This window comes from Halomonas sp. MS1 (assembly GCF_024182575.1).
Lineage (GTDB): Bacteria > Pseudomonadota > Gammaproteobacteria > Pseudomonadales > Halomonadaceae > Vreelandella.
In genome coordinates this window covers 1,079,343-1,095,374 of sequence record NZ_CP098926.1, presented here as the reverse complement: position 1 = coordinate 1,095,374, position 16,032 = coordinate 1,079,343, and the positions used below count along the sequence as shown (strand labels likewise).

At 53.3% G+C, this 16,032-nt stretch carries 15 protein-coding genes; 4 read left to right on the top strand and 11 right to left on the bottom strand.

What is annotated here, in order from left to right; all coding sequences use genetic code 11:
- The 7 genes from hutG to mapR all read right to left on the bottom strand — a co-directional run bounded on the left by hutG (position 1) and on the right by mapR (position 7,065).
- On the bottom strand, positions 1-951 hold the full coding sequence (gene hutG, locus NF683_RS04980; RefSeq protein ID WP_253921436.1) for a formimidoylglutamase: 951 nt from the start codon (positions 949-951) through the stop codon (positions 1-3).
- Positions 948-1,658, bottom strand: coding sequence for an IclR family transcriptional regulator (locus NF683_RS04975; protein ID WP_089040503.1), 711 nt, complete (start codon positions 1,656-1,658; stop codon positions 948-950). The genes hutG and NF683_RS04975 overlap by 4 nt, the downstream gene beginning before the upstream one ends.
- Positions 1,659-1,868: 210 nt before the next feature.
- A complete protein-coding gene (locus NF683_RS04970; RefSeq protein WP_089040504.1) occupies positions 1,869-2,720 on the bottom strand; it encodes a sensor domain-containing diguanylate cyclase in 852 nt (283 codons plus the stop codon).
- A gap of 102 nt (positions 2,721-2,822) precedes the next feature.
- On the bottom strand, positions 2,823-2,945 hold the full coding sequence (locus NF683_RS04965) for a DUF2474 family protein (RefSeq protein ID WP_089040505.1): 123 nt from the start codon (positions 2,943-2,945) through the stop codon (positions 2,823-2,825).
- Between the two features lie 54 nt (positions 2,946-2,999).
- Positions 3,000-4,007, bottom strand: a complete 1,008-nt coding sequence (gene cydB, locus NF683_RS04960) for a cytochrome d ubiquinol oxidase subunit II (protein WP_089040506.1) — start codon at positions 4,005-4,007, stop codon at positions 3,000-3,002.
- Between the two features lie 17 nt (positions 4,008-4,024).
- Positions 4,025-5,437, bottom strand: a complete 1,413-nt coding sequence (locus NF683_RS04955) for a cytochrome ubiquinol oxidase subunit I (RefSeq protein WP_253921435.1) — start codon at positions 5,435-5,437, stop codon at positions 4,025-4,027.
- A gap of 218 nt (positions 5,438-5,655) precedes the next feature.
- Positions 5,656-7,065, bottom strand: a complete 1,410-nt coding sequence (mapR, locus tag NF683_RS04950; RefSeq protein WP_089040994.1) for a GntR family transcriptional regulator MpaR — start codon at positions 7,063-7,065, stop codon at positions 5,656-5,658.
- Between the two features lie 309 nt (positions 7,066-7,374).
- On the opposite strand from mapR, the gene ccoG reads away from it, so the two are divergent.
- Positions 7,375-8,835: a cytochrome c oxidase accessory protein CcoG gene (gene ccoG, locus NF683_RS04945; protein WP_253921434.1), complete on the top strand. Its 1,461-nt coding sequence runs from the start codon at positions 7,375-7,377 to the stop codon at positions 8,833-8,835.
- Between the two features lie 113 nt (positions 8,836-8,948).
- On the opposite strand, the gene NF683_RS04940 is transcribed toward ccoG, so the two are convergent.
- The 3 genes from NF683_RS04940 to NF683_RS04930 all read right to left on the bottom strand — a co-directional run bounded on the left by NF683_RS04940 (position 8,949) and on the right by NF683_RS04930 (position 11,316).
- A complete protein-coding gene (locus tag NF683_RS04940; protein WP_089040521.1) occupies positions 8,949-9,743 on the bottom strand; it encodes an IclR family transcriptional regulator domain-containing protein in 795 nt (264 codons plus the stop codon).
- A 270-nt stretch (positions 9,744-10,013) separates the two neighbouring features.
- Positions 10,014-10,190, bottom strand: coding sequence for a hypothetical protein (locus NF683_RS04935; RefSeq protein ID WP_193059691.1), 177 nt, complete (start codon positions 10,188-10,190; stop codon positions 10,014-10,016).
- A gap of 364 nt (positions 10,191-10,554) precedes the next feature.
- A complete protein-coding gene (locus NF683_RS04930; RefSeq protein ID WP_089040522.1) occupies positions 10,555-11,316 on the bottom strand; it encodes a M48 family metalloprotease in 762 nt (253 codons plus the stop codon).
- Positions 11,317-11,574: 258 nt separating this feature from the next.
- Between NF683_RS04930 and NF683_RS04925 the strand changes: the two genes are divergently transcribed.
- Entirely contained in the window at positions 11,575-12,849 is a 1,275-nt protein-coding gene (locus tag NF683_RS04925) for an O-acetylhomoserine aminocarboxypropyltransferase/cysteine synthase family protein (RefSeq protein ID WP_089040523.1), read from the top strand.
- 361 nt (positions 12,850-13,210) lie between these two features.
- A complete protein-coding gene (locus tag NF683_RS04920) occupies positions 13,211-13,858 on the top strand; it encodes a hypothetical protein (protein WP_089040524.1) in 648 nt (215 codons plus the stop codon).
- A 117-nt stretch (positions 13,859-13,975) separates the two neighbouring features.
- Here the strand turns inward: NF683_RS04920 and speB are convergent, their stop codons facing one another.
- Positions 13,976-14,893: an agmatinase gene (gene speB, locus NF683_RS04915; RefSeq protein ID WP_253921884.1), complete on the bottom strand. Its 918-nt coding sequence runs from the start codon at positions 14,891-14,893 to the stop codon at positions 13,976-13,978.
- Between the two features lie 158 nt (positions 14,894-15,051).
- On the opposite strand from speB, the gene NF683_RS04910 reads away from it, so the two are divergent.
- A complete protein-coding gene (locus NF683_RS04910) occupies positions 15,052-15,990 on the top strand; it encodes a LysR family transcriptional regulator (RefSeq protein WP_253921433.1) in 939 nt (312 codons plus the stop codon).
- The last annotated feature ends 42 nt before the right edge of the window (positions 15,991-16,032 follow it).

Here is a 16,032-nt window from a genome sequence, read left to right as displayed (position 1 = left end):
TTAGCGCGCCAGGCGCTCGACCAGACGGGCCGCCACACGGGCTGTTCGCGCGTCTATATCCAGGCTTGGATTGAACTCGGCTACGTCCACTACTGGCAGCGCAACGCGTGCGGCTAGGTGATCAATGACATCCTCAACCAGGGACAGCTCGATGCCCCGGGCGGAAGGGGCGCTGACGCCCGGGGCAATCCAGGCGGGTAGGGCGTCTAAGCAGATGGTGAGGTAGAGCCAGTCAACCCGTGTCAGCAGCCGCTCAAGAGCGGTTTTCATCGCGGGGCTATCCAGCGAGCGACACTGCTCGTCGAGCACCCACTCCACTCCCAGCGACTCGGCGCGGGCGAAAAGCGCTGGCGTATTGCCGCCGCGACTCACGCCAAGGCAGGTGTAGTGGAAGTCGATGCCCGCCTCTTGGCACAGCTCGGCGCACTGCCGAAAGGGCGTGCCGGAGCTGGCGCGCTCGGCCTGGCGCAGATCGAGATGGGCATCCAGATTGAGGATGCCTATGCGCGGCATCGTCGTCTGACGCTGGGCGTGAGCCAGCAGCCCCGAGAAGCTAGCGAAGGCGATCTCGTGGCCGCCGCCTAAGCCGATAACCCGATGCCCCTGTTCGAGCAGTTCGGACACCCGCCCGGCGAAGGCTTGCTGGGCGCTCTCTAAGTTGTCGCCTTGGCAGACCACATCGCCAGCATCATACAGCGGTGCCGTCAGATGATACGCCTGGTTAGCTAGCTGGCGACGCAGCGCCAGGGGCCCTTCACTGGCCCCCGTCCGCCCTTGGTTGCGGGCTACGCCAGCATCAGAACAGAACCCTAACAAAGCACGCCCCGGCGCCTCGGCCCGAAAGGCCGGACGCATCACCTGATGCCAGCGCCGTGCGTCACCTGTCTCCGTGCTATCGACCCGGCCTTGCCAGGGCGCCATCAGCGCCGCCTCATTATCTGCTTGTGTCACTGCAGGAGTTCTCCCAATCGTTGTGCACTGAGGCGCGTGGCCTCGCTCAGAGTCTCGGCTCGGTCTTGAGCCCGGGCGCTGGGGGCCATCACACTGATCACCGCCTTGAGACGACCGCGGCCGTTGAACACTGGCGCGCTGGCGCCCCACACCCCTTGATCGATTTCGCCCAGACTGACCGCTACGCCCTGCTGGCGAATAGCCTCAAGGCCGATCAGGGCATCGTCCCGCTCCGCCTCCGAGCGAAGCATCAGTGCCATCTGGCGCTCTTCTTCGCTCATCCAGGCCAGCAGCGCTCGAGCGCTGGCACCCTTGAGTAACGGTTGCACCTGGCCTCGGTGGTAGCAGCAACGCAGCGGCTGTGGGCTATCGATCATCTCTACGCAGAGGGCGTGGTCACGCGCTGCCACCAGCAGCGCCGAGCTCTCTTGAGTGGTCTCGGTCAACTCGGTCAACACTGGGCGAGCCCAGCGAAGCAGCTCGTTGTTGTGCTCGAAGCCCTGGTGCAGACGTACCGCCTGAGGGCCCGGCGCATAGGTACCGCCCTCGCGCTCGCTGACTAGGCCCCAGGCCAAAAGTTGGCGCAGGTGGCGGTATGCGGTTGAGACTGGCTGAGCGGTCAGCTCGGCCAGCGACTTCACCGTCATTGCTTCCCCTTGATTGGCTAGGCAGCACAGTAGCGCTAGCATGCGGTCGGATGGTCCCATCGCAATTACCTCAAATTTTGATAAACGATACGCAGCAAAATAGATAAAAGAAAAAAAAGTTATCAATTTTTGATAATTAAAATTCTTAGACTTTAGTCTTGCTATGGGAGGGTGGGGTATTGTCGGCGTGAAATAGCAAGGGGCAACGCGATGTTCCAGCGGTATCAGTAACGTCGGATTTTTTAAAACGCCTAACGCAATGGTTGTGCTTTACCGATGCATTTTTACTCTGTACATCGCGCTATCAGCATGCCTGAGCAGCGTATCTGCATCGTCTCCATCGATGGGGTAGCAAGCTGTACCAATACTGCAAGACGGCATGTTGATCGCACCGAATTCTACGCTCAGTGGCTCGGCCATGATGGCGAGAATCTGATTTACCTTGTGTGTAACGGCCTCCATTGATTGGATGCCCGTCAGTAGAATAGTAAATTCATCACCGCCTATTCGCGCGGCCGTGTCTGTTTCACGTAGACAGCTTTCCAGTCGTCGAGCCACCGTACAGAGCACTTCATCTCCTATGGCATGCCCATAGGTATCGTTAATCACCTTAAAATCATTAATATCCAGAAACAGCAGCGCAAGGCTGCTCTGATGGCGATGAGCCGCGCCCAAGCCTGAAACGAGCCGATCATAGAAGAGTGATCTATTCGTCAGCTTCGTTAGTGGATCGTGATGGGCAAGGAAGCGCAATTCTTCTTCGGCTTGCATTAGGGCGGTTACGTCTCGGGCGACGCCGATGCGAACTTCCTCGTCTTTATACCAGCGAGCAGACCATAGAATGTGCACCGTGCTGCCATCCTTGCGGAGGTAGCGGTTGCGGAAATCGACGTGTTGTTGACCGCTCATGACCCGCACAATGGAAGCTTGCGTGAGCGCGAGATCGTCAGGATGCATGTAATGGGTGATTAAAGTGCCGGTCAGTTCATCGGCACGGTAACCAAGCAGTGACTCACAGGCATCACTCACAAACATGATTTGGTGGTCTTCATCGACCACGAAGACCGTGTCCAGCATCAGATGCACTAGTTTGGGATAGAGCGCTTGCAGGTCAACGGGCATAGGCGAATCCGGTGAACGTTGTTCAGTGGCAGGAAAGCTGCCAAAGAGCGATCATAACCTATGACCCAATGCCTAATACGTTGACCAGACAAAGTCAGTCGTTTAGCTGGTTAAGCCCACTAGCCCCATCATGAGCTTAATTCCCAGTGAAAGCAGTAACAGAACACCAACACTCGACAACCAAAGGGTCATTAACCAGCCTAAACGCTTAGCGAGTGATTTCATTGCATTGCTCCTGTACGTTCCTTAATACCAGTACGTTGATCAACGTCAGCTTGTTCAATGGTAGGCATCACCTGGCTTCACTTTGCCGCGGAAGACGTAGTAGCTCCATGCGGTGTACATCAAAATAATTGGTAAAATAAACAGTGTTCCCACTAGGGCAAAGCCTTGGCTTTGGGGCGGAGCGGCAACCTGCCAGATAGACGCATTCGGTGGAATAATGGTTGGCCACAAGCTAACTCCCAAACCGCTATAGCCTAGAAAAACCAGCCCTAGTACCAAAATAAAGGGAAGCGCGTTGCGCTGATAAGTAATGGCACGCCACAGCCACCAGCCGGTGATTGCCACTAATAGCGGCACCGGTAAGAACCACAGTAGATTGGGTAACGAAAACCAGCGTGACGCAATGTTTGGATAGGCAAGCGGTGTCCATACGCTTATCAGGGCGATCATTATGAGTAGCCCGATGACTAACGGTTTAGTGATCTGGTACATCCGCTGTTGCAAGGGGCCTTCAGTTTTCATAATCAGCCAGGTGCTGCCAAGCAGTGCATAAGCAAACAGCAGGCCGATACCGCAAAACAGCGAGAATGGCGTTAGCCAATCTAGCGCACCTCCGCTGTAGCGAACGCCATCGAAAGCGATACCTTGAATATAAGCACCTAATGCAATGCCCTGGGCCGTCGTTGCCAGCAGCGAGCCGCCAATAAAGGCTTTATCCCATACATGCCGTCGCTCGGGGGATGCTTTGAAGCGAAACTCAAAGGCGACGCCACGAAAAATCAGCCCTAGTAACATCACGATTAGTGGAATAGCGAGCGCTTCCAACACGACTGCATAGGCGAGGGGAAATGCAGCAAACAACCCTGCTCCGCCTAGCACCAACCACGTTTCGTTACCGTCCCACACTGGCGCAACGGTGTTCATCATAATGTCTCGGTCTTGCTCGTTATGAACATGCACAAAGAGCAAGCCAATGCCCAAGTCAAACCCATCCATGACCACATACATCATCAATCCAAACAGAATGATAATGGCCCAGGTGAGTGATAGATCAATTCCCATGGTGCGCCCCGTTCTAATTAGTGAGTCGTGTTGCTCAGCGTTTCATTGGCTGCCGAGAGAGGCCGAGCAGGCGTGCGATGATGGCCCGGACCGCCTAACGTAGGTGCGGAGGGCTCGCTTGGGCCTTTGTTTACCAGGTGCAACATGTACATAACGCCGGTGCCAAAAACCGCCAGATACACCACCACAAAAATAGTTAAGCTAATGCTGAGGTGAACAGCACTGTGTGCGGAAGCTGCATCGGCGGTTCTTAATAATCCGTAAACCACCCAGGGTTGCCGGCCTACTTCTGTGGTAAACCAGCCCGCTAGCAGTGCCACCAATCCTGCTGGCCCCATGCATAGGGTGCAGATAAGAAATCTACGGGACCCATAAAGTCGGCCTTTGACGCGCAGGATGTTGCCCACGATGGCAAGCAAAATCATTAATACGCCCAACCCCACCATCAAGCGAAAGCTCCAAAATACGATGGTCGAATTGGGTCTGTCTTGTGGGGCGAACTCGTTAAGGGCGGGCACCTGCTCGGTCAAACTATGTCGTAACAGCAGGCTTCCCAGCACGGGGATCTCCAGTTTGAAGCGGGTTTCTTCGCGCGCCATATCGGGCCAGCCGAATAGAATGAGTGGGGTGGGCTCGCCGCTGCTGTTATCCCAATGCCCTTCGATAGCGGCGATTTTGGCAGGCTGGTGCTTAAGCGTATTGAGACCATGAAAGTCGCCCACCACGGCCTGAAGCGGAGCGGTGATCGCCAGCATAATCAGCGCCATGGAGAGCATAGTGCGCACCTCGGCGGACTGCTTGCCCCGTAGCAGCAGCCAAGCGCCAGAGGCGGCGACGAATAAGGCTGTACTCAAAAAGGCGGCTAGTGCCATATGGGCAAGTCGATAGGGGAACGAGGGGTTAAAGACAATCTTCATCCAGTCAACTGGAATCACCGCGCCATTAACAATTTCGTGCCCTTGAGGTGTCTGCATCCAGCTGTTGGAGGAGAGAATCCAAAACATCGATACGATGGTGCCGAGTGCAACCATACAGGTAGCGAAAAAGTGTAAGCCTCGGCCGACACGCTCCCAGCCAAATAGCATTACGCCTAAAAATCCGGCTTCGAGGAAAAAGGCGGTAAGCACTTCATAGGTGAGCAACGGCCCTGTGACGCTGCCTGCAAAGGCGGAAAAGCCGCTCCAGTGGGTCCCAAACTGGTACGCCATCACAATGCCGGATACCACACCCATTGCAAAATTAACGGCGAATATTTTTGACCAGAAATGGTAAAGGAGGCGATAGGTATCCCGCTGGGTTTTTAGCCATAGCCCCTCTAATACCGCTAAGTAACTGGCTAGCCCGATGGTGATGGCAGGAAAGATAATATGAAAGGAAATAGTAAAGGCAAACTGAACTCTGGCCAGGTCAATGGCCTCAATTCCGAGCATGGTGCTTCCTCCGGTGACAGCCACTGTCTTTAACTCAATAGTGGGCCGGTATAGCCGCTGTGTGGCTTCATAGGAGTAGTCTATTGCCTGCTGTATTTCATAACAGACTCAGTTTTTCATTAAAAAACCATATCAGTTGAGAGGTGTCACGAGGTAAGCAACATAACAGCAATGAGTTATGGCCGATCTACTAGAGCCGAGTTGTTAAAACAAGGGTATTAAAACAGAGTTAATAGCTGCCCCAGGGTTTCCATGCCCCGCTCGCTGCGTGCTGTCCACGGGTGGCCATAGCTTAAGCGTACGCAGTGCCGGAACTGCTGGGTTGCGGAAAAAATGGGGCCTGGCGCCAAGCTAACACCATGGTCGAGCGCCATGTTAAATAAGCGTAGTGAATCAACTTTTTCAGGAAACTCTACCCACAAAAAGTAGCCGCCATCAGGGCGAGTAATACGCGTTTGGGTGGGAAAGTAGCGATCTGCAGACGCCAGCATACTGCCTTGTTGGGCTTCTAGAGCGTGGCGGAGCTTACGTAAGTGGCGGTCATAGCCGCCGTGCTGCAAATAGTCGGCAATGGCTGCCTGCGCGGGAATGGAAGGCGAAATAGTCGTCATTAACTTCAGTCGTGAAATAGCTTCGGCGTAGCGTCCCCCGGCTACCCAGCCAACGCGATAGCCAGGCGCCAAACATTTCGAGAAAGAGCTGCAGTGAATGACTAGCCCCTCATCATCAAACGCCTTCACTGGGGTAGGCGGTGTGCTGCCAAAGTACAGCTCGGCATACACATCATCCTCTAGCATGGGGACTTGGTGCTGCTTTAATAGTTGATAAAGGGTCTGCTTACGCTCATTGCTTAGGCTGGCGCCGAGCGGGTTTTGCAGATGGCTCATAAACCAGCAGGCTTTGATAGGTAGCGACGCCAATCGCTCTGCTAACACATCAAGGTCGATACCCTCGCGCGGATGCACTGGAATCTCCACTGCACGCAGTTTTAGCCGCTCCAATACTTGCAAGCTGGCATAAAACGCTGGGGACTCAACGGCCACCAAATCGCCAGGTTGGGTCACGCACTGCAGGGCTAAGTTGAGCGCTTCCATCGCGCCATTGGTAATCACCAGCTCTTCCATTGGAAGCTGAATTCCCCCCAGCATGTAGCGCAGGGCGATTTGTCGGCACAGGTCGACATGCCCGGTGGTCATGTCGGCGACGACCTGCTGAGGAGAAAGCTCGCGCAGGCCACGTGTCATGCTGGTGCTCAGCCGCGAAAGTGGAAAAAGTTCAGGGCTTGGGAAGGCCGACCCAAAGGGCACCGTTCGATCATCCTGCAGTGAATCTAGCACCGAGAACACTAGCTCACTGACTTCTACTTCCGCGGGGTCGGTGGGCTGCAGCGTCACACGTGGCTCACCCAGCAAGCGCCGAGCATGTTCACGCACAAAATAGCCTGAGCGTGCTCGTGCGGTGATGAGACCACGGTTTTCGAGTAGGTAGTACGCCTGAAACACTGTGGATGGGCTGATCCCATGGTGACGACTGGCCTGGCGAACCGACGGAATTCGCTCCCCAGGGCCAAGCACGCCCTGACGAATCAGTGTGGCGATCTCATCGGCAAATTGTTCGTAACGTTTCATGGGATAAACCGTCGGTGCGTTGAGGATAGCCCCAGGGTACTCCATCACAGTTTTAAGTGGCACAAGTGAAACTCTCTGCTAGAGGGAAATGCCACTGTGACGGATGTGGGAAATTTAAAACAGGCTCAAATTCATTAATAAAAAGCATATCAGAAGGTAAATTTATAAGCTGTTTCGACTCAACTGATACGCAATATTTATCTAAAACTGCGCCTGTTTGTTAGTCAGCGTAGTGGGGATAGTGGTGGTTAATAATCGGCGACGCCCCTCGACCGTATGACCTCCATTCCCTCTATTCTGGATATCGGTATGACGCAACGCATTCCACTGCAAAATTTAACCACTGAGGCAGCGGTTGAATACCACTCGCCTTCTGCCAATGATTCCCGTCATCAGCCTGCTAGTAACAAGCCACCCAGTAATAAGCCATCCAAGCTTGGGCATATTTATGTGCGAGAAATTGGCGGTTTCTTTCAACGCATCCGGCGTTACTCAAACTGGTTGTTAATGGCGCTGTATTTTGGCTTGCCATGGGTTAATTGGGGGGACCGGCCGCTGGTATGGTTTGATCTCGCTGCGCAAGAGTTTCATATTTTTGCGGCGACGTTTTATCCACAAGACTTTATCTTGCTCACCTGGATCTTGGTGCTGTGCGCCTTTGGCTTGTTTTTGATCACGGTAGCGGCGGGGCGCGTGTGGTGTGGCTATAGCTGTCCGCAAAGCGTTTGGACCTTTCTGTTTATCTGGTTTGAGCATCGCTTGGAAGGGCCACGGCACCGTCGTATACGTCGTGATAACGCATCACGCACTTTTGACACGCTGTGGCGCAAAACCGCTAAACATGCGGCTTGGCTGCTAATCGCGCTGGCAACGGGGATCGCCTTTGTCGGCTACTTCACGCCGATTAGAGCGTTAGTGGTGGACTTTGTCAGCTTGAATGCGCACCCCTGGGCGCTATTTTGGATCGGATTCTTCACGGTTTTTACGTACCTGAATGCGGGTTGGCTACGCCACCAAGTATGCCTCCATATGTGTCCTTACGCGCGTTTTCAGTCGGCAATGTTCGATGCTAATACACTGATTGTTTCTTATGATGCTGCGCGTGGTGAGCCTCGCCGTAACCATCATCAAAAAGCTGCTAAGGCATCCAGTGTTGGTGACTGCATCGATTGTGAGCTGTGTGTTCAGGTATGCCCAACAGGTATCGATATTCGTGATGGACTGCAATACGAATGCATTGGCTGTGCCGCGTGTATTGATGCCTGTGACAGCGTCATGGCACGGCTTAATAAACCGCTTGGCCTCGTACGCTATACCACGGAGCGCGCGTTGGAGGGAAAAGGCACCCGTTTCTGGCGCCCTCAACTGATCGCTTATGCTGTGGCGTTGCTCTCTATGGTGGTGCTACTCGTTGGCTTCTTGAATACCCGAGTACCCATTGATGTTGATATTGCGCGAGATCGCCAAGCGTTGTTTGAAGGCACCGAAAGTGGACGCATCGTCAACTACTACAACGTAACGCTGCGCAATCAAGATACCGATCCTCACCGCTATGTGTTAACGGCATCCGGCTTGCCAGGGCTGCGCTTACAAGGCATGCAAACCATTGACGTAGAGGCTAATGAGACCCGTCACTTGCGGGTTGCTCTCAGCGCCGATGAGAGTGTTTTGAATCACCCCAGCCACCCCATTGAGCTGCGCTTTACATCGCTGGAAAAGCCATCGGTAACGCGTGTTAGTGAAACGCGTTTCCTGGGGCCATCGAGGTAGTCGCCATTCTCTTAGCCAAACGCTAGTCAGCAATAGGCAAGTCGTCCCAGACATCAAGTGGAGAGGACTTGCCGTTTGACCATAGCCTGAACAACCTTAACCATTCATCTTGGTTATACACTCACCGATTGGCGAATGAGCTGTGCTTTTTCCATCAATAGCGGCCGGTAAGTTTCTAGCAGCGTAGGCATATCCACGCGGGCGGCATTGGTACTGATATTCATCGCGCCGACCAGTTTCCCATGGGTATCAAATACGGGGACAGCAATCGAGCGCAGGCCGGAATCCAACTCTTGATCGGTAATCGCATAACCCTGTTCCCGCGCTTGCTGAATCGCCGCTTTTAGTGATGCGCTATCGGTAATGGTTTTGTCGGTATAGCGCGTTAAGGTGAGCTGGCTCAGGTAGTTATCCAGCTCGCTATCCGGCAACTGGGCAAGGAGCACTCGACCCATAGATGTGTATGCCGCCGGTAGGCGGGTGCCGACGGAAAGCGTGATTGCCATTAAGCGGTGCGGAGCAGCTGAGCGGGCCAGATAGATAACGTCGTCACCATCGAGCACCCCAAGCGATGAAGACTCACCACACTGGCGGGTAATATCCTCCAGGTACTGCTGAATGACGCCTCGGTAATTATTAGACGCTAAATAGGAGTAGCCCAGCTGCAGCACTTTGGGGGTTAGCTCGAAGTAGCGTTGCTGTTTGCGCACATAGCCAAGGGCGTGGAGCGTCAGTAAAAATCGCCGTGCTTTCGCGCGGTTCATGCCTGTGCGCTCGGCGACTTCACTGAGTGTCATCCGCGTGTGCGTCTCATCAAACGCCATCACGACTTCCAGCCCGCTGGCCAGCGCGGCAACAAAATCACGATCCGTCGGTTTTAAAGCATCTTCTGGTAGGGCATTACTCATGAGTGTCTCGGCTGCATCGATGTGGATACGAAACGAGAAAATAACATTTTGTTCGAATGGCGAACAACAAGAGACGTTTCTTCGTGGTGAATCGGAGTTAACTTACGGGGGCTTAATAAAGACCTAAAAGCAAGTCTCAAGAGATTGCTAGCGAGTAGTTGCATCTATGGAGGGGCATCAGCGCTCATATATCGCTCTTTCTATCTATGAAAAAGGGTGGACCAAAAAGGCCCACCCATTAGCAAATTCCTGATTTAGGAAGGTTGCTGATTACTTCGAATTTCTAATCGGTAACTCAGCAGCACTGAACGTGCTCGCGTCGGTTTGGTGTTGCGCTGATGAATCAGGGTAGGAGATCTTATTGGCTTCACCAGAGCCGCGCTCGGCAAGTGCTGCACCAGAGAATAAAATTAGAGCGGCGGCTGCTACTGTATTGATTAACTTCATAACTTTTAACCTCACGTTAAATAAAACATCTCTACATTTGCGATGACGGTTCATCGCTATGTGGACGATGAGAGATATTGTAAGCAGGCTAACATAATTATAAAATTGATTAAAAATACTCGAACCATTCTATTATTTAGAATGGTTTTTTGAGGGGCTAGAATTGGTCACTAATGCACAAAAACGAGGCGCGACGGGTGAAACGTCACGTGGCTCCCGTGAGGTCAAACGACTGCTTTGTGTTAGGTAGCGGGTGGCAGGGGGCAAATAGTTGCGAATAGGCTAATGCCGTTGCCAAGCAAGACCGAAAGGCGCTTACTTGGCAAGGCAATGAAGTGGCGAGCGGTGAAGTATTACGCTGCGCTTAGTTTAGCGTAGCTTCAAGGCGTTCTGCTCGTTCACCCGGGGCGGGGTGGCTGGAGAAAAAGCTGCTGTTGTTGCCGTATGCTGCTTCCAATTTGCGTAGCGCAGTCAAAGAGGCTTCTGTATTCAGGTTGTACTGCTGCATCAGCTCAACAGCGTAGTCATCAGCTTCATTTTCCTGACGTTGGGAGAACTGGGCATTCACCAGTTTTTCGCCCAGCTCACCAAGTTGAGAGCTTGACAGTGCTGCTGCAGTAGCACTTCCGCTGGCAGCGGCGGCTTCACGCGCAGCCGATGCTGCGTAAGCAACTTGGAAAGCACGTTTGGAGTGTCCTAGCGCCACGTGGCCAATCTCATGAGCGATAACGTAACGCACTTCATCGTCTGTCATTGCGTCCATTAGGCCGGTATGCAACCGGATAGAGCCGTTGGGTACCGCAAAAGCGTTGATGTCATCCAACTGATAGACATTGTACTCAAGGTCGTTTCCGTCGATGTTTTCCCAACCCTGGGTCAGGCTTGCCAGCCGCTCGGCATATTGACTGTTGCTGGCGACAAGCTGGTTTTCGGCATCAAGCTGGGCAATTGTCTGGTCGCCGAGTTGCTGCATTTGCTCGTCGCTCATAGTGGCAGCGCCTGCTAAGCCGGTGCCAGCAGAGATCATGCCGCCTATATCCGCGCCTGATTGACAGCCGGTGAGGGTGAGTACGGCAGCTAAACCTAAGGTGTAGGATGTTTTACGTACTAGGGGCGTTGTTTGCATCGCCAGTTCCTTTGTCGATAGGTATGAATAAATAATGGAAGTCGAGAGTCTAACATGACGCTTATTCCAACAGGCTAACTATACTGTATATTAATAGGTGACTCTATACTTCTAGCAACGTATGGGGATATCTATGGGGATAGATAAGTGCAATATCTGACATATCAGGCTGATTACCTCGACTAAACGACGTTGGCCTTCAGCGTGGCGCTTGTTTAGGATCAAGAGTGATCCTTCATCAATTAGCGAGCTGTTCTTATGAAGCCTGAAACCATTGCCCTCCACCATGGCTATGCGCCTGATTCACAAAACGCTGTTGCTGTGCCGATCCACCAGACCACGTCGTTTTCATTTGATAGCGCCCAGCACGCGGCGGATCTGTTTGATCTGAAAGTGGAAGGAAATATTTACTCGCGCATTATGAACCCAACCTGTGCGGTGCTGGAGCAACGGGTGGCCGCGCTAGAAGGTGGCATTGCAGGGTTGGCAGTGGCGTCTGGTATGGCGGCGATTACCTATGCGATCCAAACCATCGCTGAAGCGGGCGATAATATCGTCTCGATTAGTGAGCTGTATGGCGGCACTTACAACTTGTTTGCCCACACTTTGCCACGCCAAGGCATCCAAGTACGGTTTGCCGATAAAGATGATATCGATGGCCTTGAAGCGTTAATTGATGAGCGTACCAAAGCGGTATTTTGCGAGAGCATCGGTAATCCATCCGGTGGCGTGGTAGATCTGCAAAAACTGGCTGATGCAGCGCACCGTCATGGGGTGCCGGTGATTGTTGATAACACCACCGCTACGCCGTTTTTATGTCGTCCCATTGAGCACGGAGCGGATATTGTCGTTCACTCGGCCACGAAATATATCGGTGGCCACGGCACCACGGTGGGCGGAGTGATTGTTGATTCAGGTACATTCCCCTGGGCGGAAAATGCCAGCCGTTTCCCGCTGCTTAACGAGCCAGACATCTCCTATCACGGCGTTAGCTATACCCGCGATGTAGGCGCCGCCGCCTTTATTGCCCGTGCCCGCGTGGTGCCGCTGCGCAACATGGGCGCGGCGCTTTCTGCCCAAGCGGCCTGGAACCTGCTTCAGGGGCTGGAAACGCTATCACTGCGTATTGAGCGCATTTGTGCCAATGCGTTAGCCGTTGCCAAGCATTTGGAAAACCATCCGCTGGTGAAGTGGGTGCACTACGCGGGCTTGGAAAACCATCCTGACCATGCGCTGGCCAAGCATTATATGAACGGCCATGCCTCGGGAATTCTTAGCTTTGGTATTGAGGGAGGGCAGGCCGCTGGTGAGCGTTTTTACGATGCCCTGGCGCTGATTCTGCGTTTAGTTAATATCGGCGATGCTAAAAGCTGCTCTTCCATTCCAGCCTCCACCACGCACCGCCAGTTAAATGAGCAGGAGTTAAAGGCCGCAGGCGTTACGCCGGATATGGTGCGCTTGTCGATTGGCATTGAGCATATCGACGACCTGTTAGCAGATATTGATCAAGCGCTAGCGGCTTCTCAAGGGTAACGCGCCTCTCATTCGGATGCCGTCCACGTTTTCTAACGCTAGGTGATAGGTAGTTAACTACTTGGTTGCCTAGCGTTATTACGTTGTGTAACGCAACTTTTAATCGCTACTTTCTTTGCGCGCCCCTTCGGCTAAGTGCATGACGTTAGAGGCTTCGATCCGGTTCAAACAAACGGGTAGGGGCTGATGTTAGGCATGTCTCAACGTTAGATATCACTTTAAATTTGACGATATTGCTAATGCTATCAAAACTAAAGCTAGCACCATAAAGCTAATTCCATAAGCGATAGCAGCGATGCAGGCGCTTTCCCATAGAGTGGGATCACAATAACTAACAAAACCTATCAAAGAGGGAACTGTCATGGAGTTGAATCACAGCGTGTCGACTCATCGTCTCAAGGCAGCGGTAGTGGCTAGCGTATTACTTTTTCCTGCCGCACAAAGCGCATTAGCGGATGAGGTTGTTGAACAGATCGAACTAGGTCTTGAACTCTATCAAGAGCAAGAGTACGGCGCGGCAATTACCGAGTTGGAATTTGCTATTGAAGATATGCGCAAGATGATGTCAGGCCTGATTGCCCAAACCTTCCCTGACGCACCGGAGGGTTGGACGGCACATGAAGCGACCTCCGGCGGCGCAGGAGGGGGAGCCGCCGCCATGTTTGGCGTTGGTGGTACGTCGCTTGAGCGCACTTATCAACAAGATGACGGCGATGGTCAGATAACCGCGAGCATGATGCTTGATAGCCCGCTGATACAAAGCATGGGGGCAATGTTTAACAATCCGGCAATGATCGCCGCGCAGCCAAATATGGAGCGTGTTCGCTTGGGGCGTGAAGCAGCAGTGGTGAAATGGGAACCTGAGCGCTCCCATGCGGAAGTGACGTTATTACTCGATGGGCGAATTATGATGCAGGTGAAGGGGGAAAACCTGGAATCCCAGGATGTCGCCGTCGACCTAATGCGTGACTGGGATCTTGCAGCTGTGCGTGAGCAAAGCGCACGTTAACGTCGCCTTGCACGTGTGACTCCATGTGATCATCAGTAGCCGTCTACTTCTCAACGACTTCTCAACCTTGTTCCGCCTCAACGCTGTGAGCGAAGAGGCGGCAACGCGAAGCGAGACTTACACGCTTAACTTTTCAACACGCTTAGACGCGGCCAGCGTATATAAAAACTCTAGCCCTAACGTGGCTGCGGCGAGTGACGTGATATCGCCATGGTCGTAAGCAGGGTTTACTTCAACAACATCCATGCCTATTAACGGCATGCCCACCATGCCGCGGATCACTTTTAGCATCAGGTCGGTAGACATGCCGCCACATACCGGTGTCCCGGTGCCTGGCGCGTAGGCAGGGTCTAAGCCATCAATGTCCAGGCTGATATAAGCTGGATGATGGCCAACACGGGCACGGATACGCTCCAGTACGGCGGCAGGGCCGTGATCATTTACCCAGTCTGCATTCAGCACTTCATAAGGGTGGTTATGACGATCATAGCTAGTGCGAATACCAATTTGCAGCGAGTGCTCCGGCACTACCAAGCCCTCTTTTAGGGCATGGTGGAAAATAGTGCCATGGTCAAAGCGCGTGCCTTGCTCGTAGGTGTCGGTGTGGGCATCAAAATGAATCAGTGCCAGTGGGCCATGCACCCGAGCATGAGCGCGTAGCAGGGGCAGGCTGATATAGTGGTCACCGCCCAGTGTCAGCATTTTTTTATCGGCTTTTAGCCACCGCAATGCGTGGGTCTCAAGGTTGTCGACTAGGCTTTCCGGCTCACCGTAGGCGTAGTCCAGATTGCCCGCGTCGCATACCCGCAGCCGCTCTTCCAAGGCGAAGTCCCAAGGCCAGCGTTTGCCTTCCCAGATCAGGTTAGCAGTGCTTTGACGAATGGCGTTTGGCCCCATGCGGGTACCTGATCGTCCTGAACATGCTAGATCAAAGGGCACACCGCTCACCACGACCTCAGCATCGGTCGTTTTAGGGTCGGTGGCCTTCGGCACGCCCATAAAGGTAGAGATAACATCACCAAACAGGCTTGGCATGATCTGAGATGGGGTCACCGAGCGTGTACTCCTATGGCGTGCAGTAGCAATAAAACAGGGGGATAGGGCTTGAAGTAGCGCGACGATAAGGAATTTTCAGCAATGAATGAAATGAATGTTTAGAATGAAACCATTCGCTGGGTAAATAGTGAGGCGCTATGCGTTCGCTTCGTCATTTTGATTTGAATCTTCTGCTGGTATTTGAAGCGTTGATGCGTGAGCGTCACGTGACACGAGCAGCGGAAAAGCTGCACTTAAGCCAGCCCGCCCTTAGTCATGCGTTAAAACGGCTGCGCGATGCGTTGGACGATCCATTATTAATACGTACCAACAATGGTCTGCAGCCAACGCCTCGTGCGCTGGCGCTGTTGCCAGTCGTGCAGCAGGCACTGGCCATGTTGCAGGAAGGTCTCGCCCCGCCGATCAACTTCTTACCCGCCACCAGCGAGCGGCATTTCACCCTGGCCACCACGGATTATTTTGAAGAGGTGATGTATCCGGCGTTTGTTAGCCAATTGTTGGCTTACGCGCCAGATATCAGCTTTTCCATTGAGCTGATCACTCCCAACGTACTGAGTGAAGGCCTGGAACAGCGCCAAGTGGACATGGTGGTCGGGTTGGATAGCCAAAGTGTGTTGCCCAGTGGTGTCATACAGCATCTTTGGATGGATGAGGAGTTGGTTTGTTTGGCAGCAACTGACAATGAGCGCGTAGGTGATGCACTGACTATTCAGCAGTTTGCCTGTGAGTCCCATGTGGCACTGTCTGATATCAGCGGTCTAAGACCCAGCAATATCGATAATTGTTTAGTGCAGCACGGCTTAAACCGCCGGGTGATTTCAAAGAATTTAAATTATATTGCGGCAGCGCGGGTCGTTGCGCTCACTGATGCGATCATGACGTTGCCACGCCAAATGGCCGAGCGATTTATCACCATGCTGCCGGTGCGGATCGTCGCGCCACCTAAAGAGTTACCTGCACTTAATATGACGCTGATTCAGCATGGGCTGTATGCCAATGATCCGGCCCTCATTTGGTTGACGCAATCGCTGATCGAATTCGCTAGCACCTTTAAGCAGAAAGCCGCTGAGCCATAGCCGGACTCCGCATGCTGGTAGGGAGTTGCTTCACTAAAGGCG